The following is a 17,464-nucleotide window of genomic DNA, read 5'->3' as shown; positions in this document are numbered from 1 at the left end:
TTTGACAGACATTACCCGGATATACGGACTGAGGTCACTACCGAGAACAAGCTGCTTTTGCTGCTCCGCCCGCGGCAGGCTGAAACAGCGAAAGCAGTACGACTGCGGCCTGGCCACAACTGCGTCCTTATACCCTCGGGAAGCCAGTATAAGGAGGGAATCAACAAATACAACGAAGCACCTGAATCAATTGCCAATTCTGTAAAGTTGATCGCACAACGGGGTTAACCAAGTGTTGCCCGCCAGCGGTAAAATTGACATTGCTCACCGCTTTAGTTTTCAATATGTCGGCACCATGGAGGCCGGAACAGTTAAAATGACGACTGTTCCCTGCATAAGCGCCTAATCCATGGGCCTAATTATAAAAGCAAAGGAGACGTGCTATGGCTGACCAAAAGGCCACTCTGCATCTGCCCGGCAAGGAACCCATCGAGCTTCCTATCGCCTCCGGCACCGCTGGCTATGATGTGATCGATATCAGTACCCTCGGCTCACACGGTTATTTCACTTATGACCCCGGCTTCCTGGCAACCGCTTCCTGCCAGTCCGAGATCACCTACATCGACGGTGATAAGGGTGTGTTGCTGCATCGGGGTTACCCCATCGAGCAACTTGCCCAGGACGCCAGCTACCTGGAAGTATGCTATCTGCTGTTATACGGCGAAGCCCCTACCGCCAAACAGTATGAGCAGTTCAGCCGCGACATCATGCGCCACACCATGGTGCACGAGCAGCTGTCCTCCTTCTTCAAGGGCTACCGCCGCGACGCCCACCCCATGGCCATCGTCTGTGGTGTGATCGCCGGCCTGTCGGCCTTCTACCACGACCCCATGGATATCAATGATCCTAAGCATCGCGAACTGGCCGCCCAGCGCCTGATCGCCAAGCTGCCGACCATTTCCGCCATGGCGTACAAATACTCCGTGGGTCAGCCGTTCGTGTATCCGCGCAACGAGCTGAGCTACGCCGGCAACTTCCTGCAAATGATGTTTGCCGTGCCCTGTGAAGACTACAAGGTCAACCCCGTGGTGGAAAAAGCCATGGACCGCATCTTTACCCTGCATGCGGATCATGAGCAGAACGCCTCCACCTCCACCGTGCGTCTGTCCGGCTCCAGTGGTGCCAACCCGTTCGCCTGTATTGCGGCGGGCATCGCGTCCCTGTGGGGACCGGCTCACGGCGGCGCCAACGAGGCCTGCCTGCGCATGCTGGAAGAGATCGGCTCCGTGGATCGTATCCCCGAGTTTATCGAGCGCGCCAAGGACAAGGACGACCCCTTCCGTCTGATGGGCTTTGGTCACCGGGTATACAAGAACTTCGATCCCCGTGCCAAGGTCATGCGTGAAACCTGTCACGAAGTGCTGGACGATCTCAAGATTGAAGATCCGCTGCTGGACGTGGCCATGGAGCTGGAGCGCATCGCGCTGTCCGACGAATACTTCGTGGAGCGCAAGCTGTACCCGAACGTGGACTTCTACTCCGGTATCATTCTGAAGGCCATCGGCATTCCCACCAGCATGTTCACCGTGATTTTCGCCCTGGCTCGCACCGTGGGCTGGATGTCACACTGGAACGAGATGATGTCCGATCCCAAGCAGAAGATCGGCCGTCCGCGCCAGCTGTACACCGGCGCCGCCGAGCGCGAGTTCAAGACCCAGGTGGCCGACAAGTAACCCTTGCGCACCCTGTGAAAAGGCCGGCATATGCCGGCCTTTTTTATGCCTGCTCACCGCCAGGTGATGAATGCAAGAAAACAAAAAAGGCGCCGAAGCGCCTTTTTTCATTCAGCCGTGATTACTTGGCCGGGGAAGAAAACTTGGTCATAAAGCTTTCGGCCTTTTCCACCATGGCGGTGGAGCCCACAAAGTACGGGGTGCGCTGATGCAGCTCGGTGGGCTTTATCTCCATGATGCGCTGAAAACCGTCAGAGGCCTTGCCGCCGGCCTGCTCGGCCAGGAACGCCAGGGGGTTGCACTCGTACAGCAGGCGCAGCTTGCCGTTGGGGGCACTGGTGCCGGACGGGTAGATGTAAATGCCGCCCTTGAGCATATTGCGGTGAAAGTCGGACACCAGAGAGCCGATATAGCGCGAGGTGTAGGGGCGCTTGGTGGTTTCGTCCTGCTCCTGGCAGTACTTGAGGTACTTCTTCACCCCTTCAGGGAACTTGATGTAGTTGCCCTCGTTGATGGAGTAGATTTTGCCTTCCTCGGGAATACGAATGTTCTCGTGGGACAGACAGAAGGAGCCCAGGGACGGATCATAGGTGAAACCGTGCACGCCGTTACCGGTGGTGTACACCAGCATGGTGGAAGAGCCGTACACTACGTAGCCGGCGGCCACCTGGTTTACCCCCGGCTGCAGAAAGTCTTCCATAACCACGGGAGTGCCCGGCTCGCTGACGCGACGGTAGATGGAGAAAATGGTGCCCACGGACACGTTCACGTCGATATTGGAGGAGCCGTCGAGCGGGTCCATCAGCACCACGTATTTGGCGTCGCTGCGCTTGGCGCTGTCGAAGCAGACGAAGTAATCTTCCTCTTCCGAGGCAATGCCGCACACCTCTCCCCGGGCTTCCAGGGCCGCCTTGAACTTGTCATTGGCGAACACATCCAGCTTCTGCTGCACTTCCCCCTGCACGTTTTCGCTGCCGTTGCTGCCACCGATAATGTCGGTGACCAGGCCGGCCCGGTTGATTTCGCGGTTAACGATTTTGGCGGCGCGACGAATGGATGACAGCAGCGATGTCAGCTCACCGGTGGCGCTGGGGTGTTCGGACTGTGTCTTGACGATGTATTCACCCAGGGTAATCATACTTTTCCTCGAACGTTTCCTTGTGAGGACGGCATCGCCGTCCCGTTTACGGGGCAATGTACCCGTTTAACTTTTTTTTTGCAGTTAATTTAGTGTGCAAAGCAAGCTGACGAAATCAGCCTCGAGCCAGCCGCCGGCGTACCGCCTCCAGATCCGCCGGGGTATCAACACCCGCCGGGGGCACTTCACCGGCCACGCCCAGGGCGATGCGCTCGCCATGCCAGAGCACCCTGAGCTGCTCCAGCTTTTCCAGCTGCTCCAGCGGCCCCGCCGGCAGCGCGACGTAGCGGCGAATAAAGCCCGCCCGATAAGCATAGATGCCGATATGGCGCAGGCAGTGATCCAGGCTGGGCTTGTCTTCACCCATACCGTCCCGGTCAAAGGGAATGGCCGCCCGACTGAAGTACAGCGCCTGACCGTGCAGGCTGTGCACCACCTTGACCACATTGGGATCAGTAAGCTCTTCGGCATTCTGCAGCGGCGTGGCCAGGGTGGCCATGGGCGCATCGCTGGCGGCCAGCAGGCCGGCCACCTGATCCACCAGCGCCGGCGGCAGCAAGGGCTCGTCACCCTGCACGTTAACCACGATGTCATCGGCCGCAAGTTGCAGCTGCTCCACCACTTCCGCCAGCCGTTCGGTGCCCGACTCGTGGTGAGTGCCGGTCAGGCACACCTCCACCTTGCACTCGGCCAGGGCGTCCTGAATGCGCCGATCATCGGTGGCCACCACCACTCTGTGTGCACCGCTTTTCAGCGCCTGCTCGGCCACCCAGCGAATCATCGGCTTGCCGTGAATGTCGGCCAGGGGCTTGCCCGGCAGCCGGGTAGACTGCATGCGGGCGGGAATAACGACGATAAAACTCATCCCGGCAGCTCGTCCAGATCCAGCTTGCGGGCGCGGTTTTCCAGCAGCACCGGTATGTTTTCGGTGATCGGGTAGGCCAGACGGTCAAAACGACACACCAGCTCGTTGTGCTCCCGATCCAGTTGCAGCTTGCCCTTGCACACCGGGCAGGCAATGATTTCCACCAGTTTGGCGTCAATCGCCATGATTCAGCTCCTTCAGTCTGCTTGACAGCATGTGTTCAAATTCGGTTGGCAGGCACGCATTTACCGGCAAATACCAGCCGTTGTCGTGGCCACCGGGCCACTTGACCGCGTCCTTCTCGGTCATCAGCAGGGGGGCATCTGCAAGCCCCGCCAGCTGCGCCGGGCTGACCGCCTTGTGGTCGGCCAGCGCCAGCTGTTTGTCCAGTATAAAACCCTGCTCATTCAGGGTGGTAAAAAAACGGGGGGGATGACCAATGCCGGCCATGGCGTGCACCCGCGTCCCCGGCGCCGGCGGCTCGCCGGTTGCGCTCACCGGCTGCAATTCGCCGGGAGCCAGGGTCATGGCATATTCGCCGGCGTCACCGGGACCGCCGTTATTGATCACCGCATCCACGCTAGCGAGGCGCCATTTTCCTTCTCGCAGCGGCCCCATGGGCAGCAGCCTGCCATTGCCAAAGCGACGCTTGCCGTCCACCACCACCAGCTCGATATCGCGGGCCAGCGCATAGTGCTGCAGGCCGTCGTCGCTGATGATGATGTCGGCCCCCAGGCCGGCAAGGGTTGCCGCCGCCTCGGCCCGTTTCGGCCCCACCACCACGGGGCAGCCGGTCCGTTTGAAGATAAGCACCGGCTCGTCCCCGGCCTGCTCTGCCCTGGTCGTGTTGCTCAGCACCAGCGGATAGTGGTCACTGTTGCCGCCATAACCCCGGCTGATCACACCGGGGTTATAACCCTGCTTCCGCAGCCATTCCACCAGCCAGATCACCATGGGGGTCTTGCCGTTGCCGCCCACGGTCAGGTTGCCCACCACGATCACCGGCACCGGCGCCCGCCAGGCACGCTTGATGCCAAGGGCAAACAGCCGCCGGCGCAGGGCGCTTACCAGCCCGAACAACAGGCTGAACGGCCACAGCAACCACAACCAAGTCGCCCCCCGGTACCAGGCCTGCATCAGGCGTCGCCGAACTGAATGCTTCTGAGCTGGGCGTAGGCACCATTGCGCGCCATCAGCTCGGCATGGTTGCCGCGCTCCACGATACGGCCTTCGTCGATCACCAGGATCTCGTCGGCATTTTCGATGGTGGACAGCCGGTGGGCAATCACCAGGGCGGTCCTGTCCTTGCGCAGCTCATCCAGCGCCGCCTGAATGTGGCGCTCGGACTCGGTATCCAGCGCCGAAGTGGCTTCATCCAGGATCAGCAGGGGCGCATTGCGCAGCAACGCCCGGGCAATGGCGATGCGCTGGCGCTGGCCGCCGGACAGGCTGGCGCCGTTTTCACCAATCACGGTGTCATACCCCTGCTCCAGCTTGCTGATGAACTCATCGGCGTAGGCCACCTTCGCCGCCGCCTCGATTTGCTCGCGGCTGTACTGCCCCTGGGCGGCATAGGCGATGTTATTGGCAATGGTGTCGTTGAACAGGTGCACATGCTGGGACACCAGGGCGAACTGGCGACGCAGATCACTCAGCTTGTAATCCTGAATATTGACGCCGTCGAGGCGAATTTCGCCGTCATGAATGTCGTAGAAACGGGTGAGCAGGCTGGCAATGGTGCTCTTGCCCGAGCCGGAGCGGCCCACCAGGGCAATGGTCTTGCCCGGCTCCAGGATGAAGCTGACGTCCTTGAGTGCCGCCGCTTCCTTGGTGGGGTAACGGAAGGTGACCTTGTCGAACTCTATTTGGCCCTGGGCCCGCTGCAGTGGCCGAGTGCCGTTATCGGGCTCGGCGTCGCTGTCGAGCAGCTCAAACAGGCTCTGGCAGGCGGCAATGCCGCGCTGATAGGGGCCGTTGATCTGAGTCAGGCTCTTGAGCGGACGCATCAGCATCATCATGGAGGTGACGATCACGGTAAAGGTGCCCGGGGTCAACTGCTCCTGCATGCCGTCAAAGCTGGCCACATACAGCAGAATGGCCAGGGCGGTGGAGGCGATCACCTGCACCAGGGGGGTGCCCACGGCATCGGCGGCCACCATTTTCATGTTCTGCTGGCGTACCTTGTTGCTCACCTTGAAGAAGCGGCCGCTTTCCACTTGCTGGCCGTTGAACATCAGCACTTCCTTGTGGCCCTTGAGCATCTGCTCGGTGCTGCTGGTGATGTTGCCCATGGCCGCCTGCATGCCCTTGCTGATGCGGCGAAAACGACGGCTGATCACCGCTATCATGACGCCCACCACGGGGCCGACCACAAAGAAAATCAGCGACAGCTGCCAGGAGTGATAGAACATCAGGCCCAGCAGGCCGATAACGGTGGCGCCTTCACGCACCAGGGTAACCAGGGTGGAGCTGGCCGCCGACGACACCTGGGAAGCGTCGTAGGTCACCTTGGACAGCAGGTTGCCGGTGTTGTGCTTGTCAAAAAACGCCACCGGCATGGCCATCAGCTTGTCGAACACCTGCTGCTGCAGGGACATCACCACATGGTTGCCCACCCAGGCCATGCAGTATCCCGAGAGAAAGGTACAGAGGCCACGCAGGAATACGATGCCAATCACGAAAAACGGCATCCACTTGAGCACCGCCGGATTGTCACCGGTCAGGCCATCGTCGATCAGCGGCTTGATGGAATAGACAAAGGTGGTATCGACGGCGGCATAGCCGGCCATGCCGATAATGGCCGCCACCAGGCCGAGCTTGCGCTCCTTTACATAGGCCAGCAGGCGCTTGAGCACCGGCCAGGATGAGGAGTGTGCGTCTTGGGACATAAGGTCTCTGCCGTAAAAAACGAGGCGCTATTCTAACGGCTTGGGTTGGATCCCGCCAGTTTCACGCCAGGCGGCCAGCCGATGATACCAGGGACCGGGCCGGTCATGGCCCACTCGCCGCCAGCTGGGCCCATTTGCAACCAGGTGGATCAGCCCCTGTTCGCCGGTCACCACTTGGGTCACGCCCGCCTGCCGATAGCGGGCCACCACCTCCGGGGCCGGAAAGCCCCAGCGATTGGCGAAACCGGCGGTATGCACCACCCAGTCCGGCGCCACCGCCGTAATAAACCCCTGGTGCGACGAGCTGCGGCTGCCGTGATGAGGGCTCAGCAACAGTTGAGCCTTGAGCGGCACACGGCGGGCCAGCAAGCCGTGCTCGGCGGCCTGTTCAATATCGCCGGTGAGCAGCACCGACAGCACGCCGTCGGAAATATGCAGCACGCAGGAGTCGTTATTGCGGTGCCCGCCCGGCGTGACCGGCCACAGCATGCGCAGGGTGAGCCGGCCCCACTGCCGCTGTTGGCCGGCCCGGCAGGGCATGCCCCGGGGCCAGGCTCCCCAGCGGTGGCGCACCGGCATTTGTGTGGCCAGGTAATCGCGGTTGGCGCTGTGATCACTGTCGTCATGGCTGATCACCAGGTAGTCCAGCGCATCGATGCCCAGCCGGTGAAACAACGGCAAAATCACCCCGTCCGCCATGTTGAACCCCGAGCGAAAACGGTTGCCGGTGTCATACAACAACGCCCGCTGGCCCTGGGTCACCAGCACCGACAACCCCTGCCCCACATCCAGTACCCGCACCTGCCAGGCCGGCCCGGGCCAGAGCCACAACAGCGCCAGCCAGCCCAGGGCCAGCCCGAGGGAACGGGCTTGAGGCAGCAACGCCAGCAGGGGCAGCAACAACGCCAGCCACACCACGGCCTGAGCAAAGGCCGGCAGCACCATCCAGGGCGACGCCTGGGCGGCCAGCCAGTGCAACCCGCCCATCAGCGGCCCAAAGAGCCCGTTCAGCACGCCGAATACCGGCGCCGCCACCACAGGACTCAATAACAGCAGGCCACAGCCCAGCAATAACAGCGGAATCAACAGCAGTGAAAACAGCGGAATCAGCACCACGTTCACCGGCACCGACAGCCAGCTCAGGCCGCCAAACAGTCCCATCACCAGGGGCAGCAACACCAGTCCCAGCCCGATTTGCAGCCGGAATAACCCTTGGCGGCGCAGGCCCGCCGCCAACAACAACAGGGCCGCCACCGCCCCCGCCGACAACCAGAAGCCCTGATTCAGGGCCAGCCAGGGGTTCACCAGCAACAACAGGGTCATGGTCAGCAACAAAATGCGCCGGCCACTCCACAATCGCCCCCAGGCCATCAATCCCAGCCAGATCACCAGCATCAGCAGGGCCCGCTGGGTGGCCACGCCAAACCCGGCCAGCCAGGCATAGCCCGTGGCCAGCATCAGGGCGACCAGCAGGCCGGCGGTGGTATGGCCGCACCAACGCGCGGCCAACCAGCCCAACCCCGCCACCAGACCAATGTGTAGCCCGGAAATGGCAAACAAATGGCTGACCCCAAGGTCCCGCAGCATGTTCCAGTCGCTCGGGCGTAGCTCACCACGCTCGCCAAAGCTCAGGGCTCGCAGCCAGGGCCGGGCCGACAGCCCCTGAGTGGCCTTGTCAAAACGGGCCAGCAGGCGATCCCGGGCACCGATGGCGGCCGGCTGGTGAGTGAGGGTGCCGGTAAGATAACCCCGCGCGGTAATGCCCTGCCCCAACAGCCAGCGGGCACTATTGAAACTGCCCGGATTGGACAGGGCATGGGGCACATACAGATGGGTGACGGCACTCAAACCGTCGCCCCGGGACGGTGCCGGCGCACTGCCGTACCAGCTCAGCAATACCCGCGGCGCGGGCAAAAGTGCTTGACCATCGAGGTGGGTCAGGCCGACAATCAGCCGGCTGGTGCCGTCGTGCCGGGGCTGAACCTCGACTACACTGCCCATGATGATCTGACTGCGTTCGCCCACCCCAGGTAACTGAAGCCAGGCCAACTGCCAGTGACTGACACACAATACCCAGACAAATCCCAGCAACCAGCCGGCCAGTGCGGGTCGGGAGTGCCAGCAGATAACACCGATTATCGCCAGCGGTAACCACGCATCCCGGGCCGGTAACCAGGGCCACAACAGGGTGCTGGAGACACCGGCGCAGAAGAAGAACAGCCGCTTGTCCATCCGGTAAGTATTGCGGACCTGGAGCAGATGCCAAGAAAGATCCTGAAACGCCTGATGCCCGAACACGGGGCCATCAGAAACCACAAATACCTGAGCCTGTTTGGCAACCGGCTGCACGACACCAACCTCTGGCACCTGAACCGCCATTCGGCCGCCGGCGCCTTTGCGGTGGGCCTGTTTTGTGCCTGGCTGCCCATTCCCTTTCAGATGGTGGTGGCCGCCGGCGGTGCCATGCTGTTCAGAGTGAACCTGCCGCTGTCGGCGGTGCTGGTGTGGTTTACCAACCCGCTGACCATGCCCCCCATGTTTTATTTCGCCTACCGGCTGGGCTCCTTCCTGCTCAACCGGCCGCCCCATTACGAACATTTTGAAGTCAGCCTGAGCTGGCTGGCCGATGCCATGACCACCGCCGGTCCCCCTTTTCTGGTGGGCAGCCTGGTGCTGGGACTGGTGAGTTCGGCCATTGGCTATATGCTGATCCACGCGCTGTGGCGCTGGTCGGTATCGCGCCAGTGGAAACGACGGCGTCAGGGGCGCTGATGCTGCGCCAATGGGTTCGGGGCAAAATGCCCAGTCAGGAGACCCTGCGCCAGCATCGAATGCTGCGACTGTTTGGCGAGCGCCTGCTCGACCCCGACTACTGGTTCTGTAACCGCCATTCCGCCGCCGTGGCGGTGGCCGCCGGCCTCTTTGCCGCCTGGCTGCCGCTGCCCATGCATACCCTGGTGGCCATTGCCCTGGCCCTGCTGATGCGTGGCTACCTGCCACTGGCCATTGCCATGGTGTGGGTCAACAACCCGCTCACCATTGCCCCCATGTTTTATTTTGCCTACCGGCTCGGCCTGCAGTTGCTGGGCCAGCCCGATGTGGAGCTTTCCGACGCCCTGTCGCTGGAGCAGGAAGCCCTGGCCGTGGCCCTGCCGCTGTTCACCGGATGCCTGCTGCTGGCCCTGGCGTCCGCCGCCCTGGGCTGGGTGATCACCCGGCTGGGCTGGCGCTGGAAGGTACAACTGGCGTGGCTAAGGCGTCATCAGCGGCGCGAGCCGTGAGGTGTTGGAGTAAAAGGTCAGTGCATAGGTGCTGCTTTGGATGACGCAGATGTCTTTGGCGCTAATGCAGACGAGCTGCCCGGGCTTCATGTTGCCCAAGAGCCACTCGTTCCCATGCTGCGTGGGAATGCCTATCTGATCTGAACCTTTCTGCTCAGGTATACACTCCCACGCCGAAGCGTGGGAGCGAGATAACGGCGAGAGCCGTGAACGGAGCTCTGGAGTGCCTTAGGTTGGCGATGAGCGCAGCGAATCCCAACACAAAGGCGGCTGCGGCATGTTGGAATTCGCTCCGCTCATTCCAACCTACGTCCTATGTGTTACGCCTCACCCAGCAGTTGGCGGGGCAGCAGTCGTCCTGCGCGCCAGGCGGGGTAAAGGGTGGCGATAAAGATCAGCACCAGGGCCGAGCCGGTCACCAGCCAGAGATCCGCCCAGTGGAACTCGGTGGGAATAAAGTCGATAAAATACACCTCGGGATTGAGCACGCGGTGGCCGGTGAGGCGCTCAAAGCCTGCCACCAGCCCCGACAGCCGGTTGGCCAGCAGCGCGCCAAGCAGGCCGCCCGCCAACACGCCCACCACGCCGTTCAGCATGCCCTGCACCACAAAGGCGCCACGGATCTGCCAGGGGCCGGCCCCCATGGTCTTGAGAATAGCGATGTCACCCTTCTTCTCGTTCACCGCCATCACCAGGGTAGAGACGATATTAAAGCTGGCCACCGCCATCACCAGCAGCAGCACCACTATCATCAGGGTGCGCACCAGCTGAATGTCCCGGTAGATATTGCCCTGACTGTTCATCCAGCTGTTCACGTAAAAGCCCGCCGGCAACGGCATGGCCGCATCAAAGCTGATGCGGTCGGCACGCAGCACGTCATCGACCTTTAAATGAAAGCCACTGACCCTGTCGTCCAGCTCGCGCAGCTCCTGGGCGTCCCGAATGTGGGTGTAACCCAGCACGGTGTCGAGCTGGCCGCCCAGGCGCAACACTCCCACCAGGGTAAAGGCATGACGGCGGGGCGAACCAAAGCCCTGCTCGCCGGGCGACGGCAACAGCAGTGACACCGTATCCCCCACCTGCAGGCTGAGCTTGTCGGCTATGGCCTGCCCCAGAATAATGCCCCGTTCGCCGGGTTTGAGTGCGTCCAGGTTGCCGCCGTCCAGATAGGGCCCCAGCGCCGAAATGCGCATCTCCCGCTCGGGATCCACGCCCTGCAGCTGCACCGCCTTTAGGGTAGAGCCCCGGCTCAACAGGCCTTCCAGCGGCACAAAGGGTGCCACTGCCTGCACACCGGGGGCGGCTTCAAGGCTGGACTGCATGCCTTGCCAGCCGGTCAGTGGGCCATCGGCGGCATACAGCTGGCCATGGGGCAACACCGACAGAATGCGGCTTTCCAGCTCACGCTGAAAGCCGTTCATGGCCGACAGCCCCAGGATCAGCGCGCTCACGCCAATGGCAATGCCAAGAATGGACGCCACCGAAATAAAGGAAATAAAGCGGTTGCGCCGCCGCGCCCGGCTAAAACGCCAGCCCAGGTAAACCGGTAACGGCCGAAACATCACTGCTCCTCCAGGTGGCCATCCACCAGCCGGGTCTGCCGATTCAGCCGCCCGGCCAGCGCCAGATCATGGGTGACCACCACCAGGCCGGTGCCCAGCTCGCTCTGCAGCTCCGCCAGCAGTTCAAACACATCCGCCGCGCTGTGGGCATCCAGGTTGCCGGTGGGCTCATCGGCCAGCACCAGCCGAGGGTTGTTCACCAGGGCCCGGGCAATGGCCACCCGCTGGCGCTCGCCGCCGGAGAGCTGACCGGGTCTGTGCTCAAGCCGGTGCGCCAGCCCCACTCGGCCCAGCAGCTGTTCGGCCCGAGCCTTGGCCTCGGCCACCGGACAACCGGCAATCAGCAGCGGCATGGCGGCATTTTCCAGGGCGCTGAACTCCCCCAGCAGATGGTGAAACTGGTACACGAAGCCCAGCTTCTGATTGCGAAAACGGGCCTGGGCCCGCGCCGGCAACTGATGCAGGTCTTCCCCTTCCACCAGCACTCGGCCAGTGGTGGGCGAATCAAGGCTGCCCAGCAGGTGCAGCAGGGTGCTCTTGCCCGAGCCCGAGCTGCCCACCACCGCCAGGCTTTCCCCGGCGTTCAGCGCCAGGCTCACCCCGTGCAATATGCTGACCGAGCGCTCGCCGTCACGATGGGTTTTGGTCAGGTTCTCTACCGTCAACAACGGATTACTCATAGCGCAGGGCCTCGGCAGGTTGCACCCGGGACGCCCGCCAGGCCGGATACAGGCTGGCCAGCACACACAGGGCAAGGGTGGAAAACAAAATGGTGACGAGCTGGGCAGGCAGCAGCAGCACCGGCAGCTGGCTGCCACCGGCGGACGAATAGAAGTTGATGCCAAGCACATTGAGCACCGCATCCAGATTCAGGGTCAGCAGCAACCCCAGGCCAAAGCCCAGCAGGCTGCCCAACACGCCGCTAAAGCCCCCCTGAATCATGAACACCGCCATCACACGTTGGCGGCTCAGGCCCAGGGTTTGCAGCATGGCGATTTCGGCTTCCTTGTCGGTCACCACCATCACCATGGCGGAAAGAATGTTAAAGGCCGCCACCAGAATGATCAGCGCCAGCATCAGGCTCATCAGCCGTTTTTCCATGGCCACCGCCTGAAACAGCTCGCCCCGGCTGTGCTGCCAGGTTTCATATTTAAGCGTGCCATCAAGCGCTGGCAACGCGGCCAGCTCAAAGGGATCGTTCAGCCACAGTCTGAGCCCCGAGGCCTGCTCAGGCTGGTAACGCAGCAGCCGGCCGGCGTCTTCGATGCGGGCCAGGGCCACCTGGCGATCCACGTCGTGCCCGGTGACAAAGGTGCCCACCACGGTAAACAACCGCTGACTGGGCACGCGCCCAAGGGGGGTAAAGCGACTGCCCTCGGTCACCGTGACCCGCACCTTGTCGCCGGGGCCTACTTTCAGCTCCCGGGCCAGCCCCGCCCCCAGCACCAGGCTGTAGGGCAAATCACGAAAATAGCCGAGCGTCTGCTTGTCCAGCGCGCCCAACAGGCGATCCGCCTCGTTGGCGGGATCCACCCCATAAAGCTCGGCGCCGGTCAGCGCCCCCGGCCCCTGCACCATGGCTTCGGCGCTGATAAAGGGACTGGTCGCCACCACTTCGGGCACGGCGGCAAAGCGCGCCGCCTGCGACTCGGGATCGTTCAGGCGGCGGGCATCATTGGTCACCAGGGCGTGGGGAATGACCCCCAGCAGGTTGCTTTTCAGCTGCTGCTCAAAGCCGTTCATCACCGAGGACACCAGCATCAGCGCCGCCACCCCCAGCAAAATGCCGATGGTGGAAAAGCCGGAAACAAAGGAGGCAAAGCTGCGCCGCCCCCGGGCCCCGGCATAGCGCAGGCCCAGCATCAGCGTCAGGGGTTGAAACATGGCATAATCATCCGTTTTTCAAAGGGTTTTACGTCACCCGCAAGTTGCGGAATAATAAAGGCTTGTGACAGGCGCAACAAGAGCAGCGAAGCATGGCGAACCCTTATTTCAGCGTGGAATACAGTGCCCAGGTGAACCTGATCCCTCTACAGCAGGGCGACACCGTGCCCGAGGTGGTCGATCTCGAGGCCGACATTCCGGCACCGTTTCGGCTGATCAGCGAAGTCACCCGCATCGACACCAACCAGGCACGGCTGCTACGCAACCTCGACGAACACGCCAGCGAGCTGGTGGAGATCATCAACCAGCAGTCCCGCAAAATCGATCTGGTGCTGAGCCATGTGCTGGCAGGCCAGGATGACCCGGACTGCCGCTACCGCACCCTCACCCTCGGCGGCGGTGGCTTTCGGTTTGAATCGCGACACCCCATGACCGACGGCCAGACGGTGCGGGTAAAACTGTTCCTGCCCGAACACTCGGTGGCGGTGTATGCCTACGGCGAGGTGCATGCGGAGGAACAGCGCGGCCACTATCGCTGCGACTTTACCGTGATCCGCGAGCAGGACAGAGACGCCCTGATCCGCGCCAGCCTGCAACAACAGGCCAAACAACTTAAAGCCCGCGCCGAGCAGCGCGCCCAACAGAACGACAAGCCCGCCTCATGATTGACATTTCCAGCCCCACTCCCAAGCCCAGGGCCAGCCTGGGCGGCCTGATCGGCAGTAGCCTGGCCCTGGCCATTGCCGGCCAGGTTAAACGGCAATCCCAGCGCGTGTTGCTGGTGGTGCCCGACACCCCCACCGCCCTGCGCCTGGAGCAGGAAGTACGCCACCTGCTGAACGATGCCAGCCTGCCGGTGCAGCTGCTGCCCGACTGGGAAACCCTGCCCTTTGATCAGTTCTCGCCGCACCAGGACATTATCTCTCAGCGGCTGGAAACCCTCTACGGCCTGCCGGCGTTGAGCCGGGGCCTGCTGATTGTGCCGGTCACCACCCTGATGCTGCGCACCCCGCCGCGAGACTGGCTGGAGCAGAACAGCCTGCTGCTGAAGGTGGGCGACCGGCTCGATTTGCATCATTTGCGCCAGCGCCTGGAGCAGGCCGGCTACCGCGCCGTGGAGCAGGTGCTGGAGCACGGTGAATTCGCCGCCCGCGGCGCCCTGCTCGACCTGTTCCCCATGGGCGCCGAGGAGCCGGTGCGCATCGACTTTTTTGATGATGAAATCGACACTCTGCGCCCCTTTGATCCCGACACCCAGCGCTCCCGCGACAAGGTGCAGGAAGTGCGGCTGCTGCCGGCCCGGGAGTTCCCCACCGACAGCGCCGCCATTGAGCGCTTTCGCGGCCAGTATAGAGAGCGCTTTGCCCTGCGCAACGAGCCGGAGTCGCTTTATCACCGCGTGAGCCAGGGCCAGCTGCCGCCGGGCATTGAATATTATTTCCCGCTGTTTTTTGAACAGACCCAGACCCTGTTCGACGCCCTGCCCGAGACCATGCAGGTGCTGGCGGTGGGCGACATGGAGCCGGCCGCCCAGGATTTCTGGCGGGATGTAAACGAGCGTTATGAAGACCGCCGCCACGATCTGCTGCGGCCGCTGCTGGCCCCCGACGAGCTCTATTTAAAGCCCGATGCCCTGATGCACCAGCTCAATCGCTGGCCCCGGCTGCAACTGAGCCAGGAGCCGGTGCTGGAAAAAGGCGATCGGGTCAATGCGCCGGTGCGGGTGCTGCCCGAGCTGGAGGTAGAGCACCAGAAAACCGAGCCCCTGGCGCGACTGCTTGGCTTTTGCCAGCAGTTTGCCGGGCGCGTTCTGTTCTCGGTGGAAAGCGCCGGTCGCCGTGAGGCCCTGACCGAACTGCTGGCGGGCTCACCGCTGAAGTTCACGCCGGTCGACAGCCTGAACGACTTTGCCCGCGGTAAAGAAAAGATTGGCCTGGTGGTGGGGCCGCTGGCCCAGGGCTTTGTGCTGAATGAGGAATTTGCGCTGATCTGCGAGGGCGATCTGCTCGGCGGCCGGGTCATTCAGCGCCGGCGGCGGGAAAAATCCGCCAGCCTGAGCCCGGACACCCTGATCCGCAACCTGGCGGAGCTCTCCATCGGCCAGCCGGTGGTGCACCTGGATCACGGCGTGGGCCGCTATATGGGCCTGCAGACCTTGAACGCCGGCGGCATGAAGTCGGAATACCTGACCCTGGAATATGCCGGCGGCGACAAGCTCTATGTGCCGGTCACCGCCCTGCACCTGGTGGGCCGCTATAGTGGCGCCGACGACCCCACCCTGAACCGTCTGGGTAACGACGCCTGGGCCAAGGCCAAGCGCAAGGCCGCCGAAAAGGTGCGCGACGTGGCTGCCGAGCTGCTCGATGTGTACGCCCGGCGGGCCGCCAAACCGGGCCAGGCCATTGCCCACGACAAAAGCGCCTACCGCCAGTTCTGCGACGCCTTTCCCTTTGAGGAAACCGACGATCAACTCAAAGCCATTAATGCCGTGCTCACCGACATGACCCAACCCAAGGCCATGGACCGGCTGGTGTGCGGCGACGTGGGCTTTGGCAAGACCGAAGTGGCCATGCGCGCCGCCTTTGTGGCGGTGCACGGCGGCAAGCAGGTGTCGGTGCTGGTGCCCACCACCCTGCTGGCGCAACAGCATTACGACAACTTTCGCGACCGCTTTGCCAACTGGCCGGTCAAGGTGGAGCTTATCAGCCGCTTCAAGACCGGCAAGGAGCAAGACAAGGCCCTGGAAGGAATGGCGGACGGCAGCATCGACATTGTCATTGGCACCCACAAGCTGCTGAGCCAGGACGTGCGCTTTAAAGACCTCGGCCTGCTGATCGTGGACGAAGAGCACCGCTTTGGCGTGCGCCAGAAAGACAAGATCAAGGCCCTGCGCGCCGACGTGGACATTTTAACGCTCACCGCCACCCCCATTCCCCGCACCCTGAACATGGCCATGGGCGGCATGCGCGACTTGTCCATTATCGCCACCCCGCCGGCCAAACGGCTGGCGGTAAAGACCTTTGTGCGCGAGTCGGACGCCACCGTGATCCGCGAGGCCATTTTGCGGGAGCTCAAGCGGGGTGGTCAGGTCTATTACCTGCACAACGAGGTGCAGACCATCGAAAACAGCCTGGACGCCCTGCGCACCCTGGTGCCCGAGGCCCGCATTGGCATCGCCCACGGCCAGATGCGCGAGCGCGAGCTGGAAAAGGTGATGTCGGACTTCTACCACCAGCGCTTTAACGTGCTGCTGTGCTCCACCATTATTGAAACCGGCATCGACGTGCCCAGCGCCAACACCATTATCATGGACCGGGCCGACAAGCTGGGCCTGGCCCAGCTGCACCAACTGCGCGGCCGGGTGGGACGCTCCCACCACCAGGCCTATGCCTATTTGCTCACCCCCCACCCCAAGCGCATGACCACGGACGCCAAAAAGCGGCTCGAGGCCATTGCCGCGCTGGAAGATCTGGGCGCCGGTTTTGCCCTGGCCACCCATGACCTGGAAATTCGTGGCGCCGGCGAGCTGCTGGGCGACGAGCAAAGCGGCCAGATCACCGCCATTGGCTTCAGCCTTTACATGGAGATGCTGGAGCAGGCGGTGAAGGCGCTGCAGTCGGGCAAGGAGCCGGCGCTGGATCAGCTGCTGGGCAGCCAGACCGAAATTGAACTGCGCCTGCCCGCCCTGCTGCCGGACGACTACATTCCCGACGTGAACATGCGTCTTTCCATGTACAAGCGCATTGCCGCCGCCGAACACGACGCTGCCCTGCGCGAGCTGCAGGTGGAGCTGATAGACCGCTTTGGCCTGCTGCCCGAGCCGGGCAAGAATCTGATTGCCCTCTCCGCCCTCAAGGCAAAGGCCAGCGGCCTTGGCATTGAGAAAATTGACGCCGGCCCTCAAGGGGGCACCATCAGCTTTGGCCAGGACGCCAGGGTCGACCCCGGCTATCTGGTAGGCCTGTTGCAAAGCCAGCCTCGCATCTACAAAATGGAGGGGCCGAGCAAACTGCGCTTTGCCATTCCAAGCCATGATGCCAAGGCCCGGCTGGCCCTGGTGGGCGACATGCTCAATGAATTTGCCGCGCATCAGGCCTGATGCGCGCTCCCACGGACGGGACTCAACATAACAGCGCCGGCCACGCCGGCGCCAAACCATCATCCTGACCGAGA

General features: G+C 62.7%; 14 protein-coding genes. 5 read left to right on the top strand and 9 right to left on the bottom strand.

Annotation, left to right across the window (positions count from 1 at the left end; all coding sequences use genetic code 11):
* Nucleotides 1-383: 383 nt before the first annotated feature.
* Nucleotides 384-1,673, top strand: coding sequence for a citrate synthase (locus OJHNALOF_RS15075; protein WP_094199191.1), 1,290 nt, complete (start codon nucleotides 384-386; stop codon nucleotides 1,671-1,673).
* 121 nt (nucleotides 1,674-1,794) lie between these two features.
* Here OJHNALOF_RS15075 and fbp read toward each other — a convergent pair whose 3' ends face one another.
* The 6 genes from fbp to OJHNALOF_RS15045 form a co-directional block, all read right to left on the bottom strand.
* Nucleotides 1,795-2,811 (bottom strand): class 1 fructose-bisphosphatase, encoded by a 1,017-nt coding sequence (gene fbp / locus OJHNALOF_RS15070; protein ID WP_094199190.1) that lies wholly within the window; start codon nucleotides 2,809-2,811, stop codon nucleotides 1,795-1,797.
* A gap of 115 nt (nucleotides 2,812-2,926) precedes the next feature.
* Nucleotides 2,927-3,676: a 3-deoxy-manno-octulosonate cytidylyltransferase gene (kdsB, locus tag OJHNALOF_RS15065; protein WP_094199189.1), complete on the bottom strand. Its 750-nt coding sequence runs from the start codon at nucleotides 3,674-3,676 to the stop codon at nucleotides 2,927-2,929.
* A complete protein-coding gene (locus tag OJHNALOF_RS15060) occupies nucleotides 3,673-3,861 on the bottom strand; it encodes a Trm112 family protein (protein WP_094199188.1) in 189 nt (62 codons plus the stop codon). The genes kdsB and OJHNALOF_RS15060 overlap by 4 nt, the downstream gene beginning before the upstream one ends.
* Nucleotides 3,851-4,813, bottom strand: a complete 963-nt coding sequence (gene lpxK / locus OJHNALOF_RS15055; RefSeq protein WP_206063722.1) for a tetraacyldisaccharide 4'-kinase — start codon at nucleotides 4,811-4,813, stop codon at nucleotides 3,851-3,853. The genes OJHNALOF_RS15060 and lpxK overlap by 11 nt, the downstream gene beginning before the upstream one ends.
* Entirely contained in the window at nucleotides 4,813-6,564 is a 1,752-nt protein-coding gene (msbA, locus tag OJHNALOF_RS15050) for a lipid A ABC transporter ATP-binding protein/permease MsbA (RefSeq protein ID WP_165662517.1), read from the bottom strand. Before msbA ends, lpxK begins: the two co-directional genes overlap by 1 nt.
* A gap of 27 nt (nucleotides 6,565-6,591) precedes the next feature.
* Nucleotides 6,592-8,796 carry a DNA internalization-related competence protein ComEC/Rec2 gene (locus tag OJHNALOF_RS15045; RefSeq protein WP_165662516.1) on the bottom strand — a complete coding sequence of 735 codons (2,205 nt, stop codon included), beginning with the start codon at nucleotides 8,794-8,796 and terminating at the stop codon, nucleotides 6,592-6,594.
* 27 nt (nucleotides 8,797-8,823) lie between these two features.
* On the opposite strand from OJHNALOF_RS15045, the gene OJHNALOF_RS15040 reads away from it, so the two are divergent.
* Nucleotides 8,824-9,336 (top strand): DUF2062 domain-containing protein, encoded by a 513-nt coding sequence (locus OJHNALOF_RS15040; RefSeq protein ID WP_094199184.1) that lies wholly within the window; start codon nucleotides 8,824-8,826, stop codon nucleotides 9,334-9,336.
* Nucleotides 9,336-9,845 (top strand): DUF2062 domain-containing protein, encoded by a 510-nt coding sequence (locus tag OJHNALOF_RS15035; RefSeq protein WP_240919745.1) that lies wholly within the window; start codon nucleotides 9,336-9,338, stop codon nucleotides 9,843-9,845. Before OJHNALOF_RS15040 ends, OJHNALOF_RS15035 begins: the two co-directional genes overlap by 1 nt.
* A gap of 320 nt (nucleotides 9,846-10,165) precedes the next feature.
* Here OJHNALOF_RS15035 and lolE read toward each other — a convergent pair whose 3' ends face one another.
* Genes lolE through OJHNALOF_RS15020 form a run of 3 tightly spaced genes read right to left on the bottom strand, consistent with a single transcriptional unit; the run spans nucleotide 10,166 to nucleotide 13,291 of the window.
* Nucleotides 10,166-11,407: a lipoprotein-releasing ABC transporter permease subunit LolE gene (gene lolE / locus OJHNALOF_RS15030; RefSeq protein ID WP_165662515.1), complete on the bottom strand. Its 1,242-nt coding sequence runs from the start codon at nucleotides 11,405-11,407 to the stop codon at nucleotides 10,166-10,168.
* A complete protein-coding gene (gene lolD, locus OJHNALOF_RS15025) occupies nucleotides 11,407-12,087 on the bottom strand; it encodes a lipoprotein-releasing ABC transporter ATP-binding protein LolD (protein ID WP_094199182.1) in 681 nt (226 codons plus the stop codon). Before lolD ends, lolE begins: the two co-directional genes overlap by 1 nt.
* Nucleotides 12,080-13,291: a lipoprotein-releasing ABC transporter permease subunit gene (locus OJHNALOF_RS15020; RefSeq protein ID WP_165662514.1), complete on the bottom strand. Its 1,212-nt coding sequence runs from the start codon at nucleotides 13,289-13,291 to the stop codon at nucleotides 12,080-12,082. Before OJHNALOF_RS15020 ends, lolD begins: the two co-directional genes overlap by 8 nt.
* 92 nt (nucleotides 13,292-13,383) lie before the next feature.
* Here OJHNALOF_RS15020 and OJHNALOF_RS15015 point away from each other — a divergent pair, with 92 nt between their 5' ends.
* Together OJHNALOF_RS15015 and mfd are read left to right on the top strand one after the other, a co-directional pair.
* Nucleotides 13,384-13,956, top strand: coding sequence for a PilZ domain-containing protein (locus OJHNALOF_RS15015; RefSeq protein WP_165662513.1), 573 nt, complete (start codon nucleotides 13,384-13,386; stop codon nucleotides 13,954-13,956).
* Nucleotides 13,953-17,390 (top strand): transcription-repair coupling factor, encoded by a 3,438-nt coding sequence (gene mfd, locus OJHNALOF_RS15010; protein WP_165662512.1) that lies wholly within the window; start codon nucleotides 13,953-13,955, stop codon nucleotides 17,388-17,390. The genes OJHNALOF_RS15015 and mfd overlap by 4 nt, the downstream gene beginning before the upstream one ends.
* Nucleotides 17,391-17,464 lie beyond the last annotated feature (74 nt).

Source organism: Oceanimonas sp. MB9, from assembly GCF_011319775.1.
In the GTDB taxonomy this organism is placed as follows: Bacteria; Pseudomonadota; Gammaproteobacteria; order Enterobacterales; family Aeromonadaceae; genus Oceanimonas; species Oceanimonas doudoroffii.
Note: the sequence above shows the minus strand (reverse complement) of the source record. Positions and strands in the feature narration are given on the sequence as shown.

Bases quoted from the DNA above. Each gene is read 5' to 3' on its own strand.
- OJHNALOF_RS15075 (WP_094199191.1), top strand. From the start codon at position 384: ATGGCTGACCAAAAGGCCACTCTGCATCTGCCCGGCAAGGAACCCATC.
- fbp (WP_094199190.1), bottom strand. From the start codon at position 2,811: ATGATTACCCTGGGTGAATACATCGTCAAGACACAGTCCGAACACCCC.
- kdsB (WP_094199189.1), bottom strand. From the start codon at position 3,676: ATGAGTTTTATCGTCGTTATTCCCGCCCGCATGCAGTCTACCCGGCTG.
- OJHNALOF_RS15060 (WP_094199188.1), bottom strand. From the start codon at position 3,861: ATGGCGATTGACGCCAAACTGGTGGAAATCATTGCCTGCCCGGTGTGC.
- lpxK (WP_206063722.1), bottom strand. From the start codon at position 4,813: ATGCAGGCCTGGTACCGGGGGGCGACTTGGTTGTGGTTGCTGTGGCCG.
- msbA (WP_165662517.1), bottom strand. From the start codon at position 6,564: ATGTCCCAAGACGCACACTCCTCATCCTGGCCGGTGCTCAAGCGCCTG.
- OJHNALOF_RS15045 (WP_165662516.1), bottom strand. From the start codon at position 8,796: ATGGACAAGCGGCTGTTCTTCTTCTGCGCCGGTGTCTCCAGCACCCTG.
- OJHNALOF_RS15040 (WP_094199184.1), top strand. From the start codon at position 8,824: ATGCCAAGAAAGATCCTGAAACGCCTGATGCCCGAACACGGGGCCATC.
- OJHNALOF_RS15035 (WP_240919745.1), top strand. From the start codon at position 9,336: ATGCTGCGCCAATGGGTTCGGGGCAAAATGCCCAGTCAGGAGACCCTG.
- lolE (WP_165662515.1), bottom strand. From the start codon at position 11,407: ATGTTTCGGCCGTTACCGGTTTACCTGGGCTGGCGTTTTAGCCGGGCG.
- lolD (WP_094199182.1), bottom strand. From the start codon at position 12,087: ATGAGTAATCCGTTGTTGACGGTAGAGAACCTGACCAAAACCCATCGT.
- OJHNALOF_RS15020 (WP_165662514.1), bottom strand. From the start codon at position 13,291: ATGTTTCAACCCCTGACGCTGATGCTGGGCCTGCGCTATGCCGGGGCC.
- OJHNALOF_RS15015 (WP_165662513.1), top strand. From the start codon at position 13,384: ATGGCGAACCCTTATTTCAGCGTGGAATACAGTGCCCAGGTGAACCTG.
- mfd (WP_165662512.1), top strand. From the start codon at position 13,953: ATGATTGACATTTCCAGCCCCACTCCCAAGCCCAGGGCCAGCCTGGGC.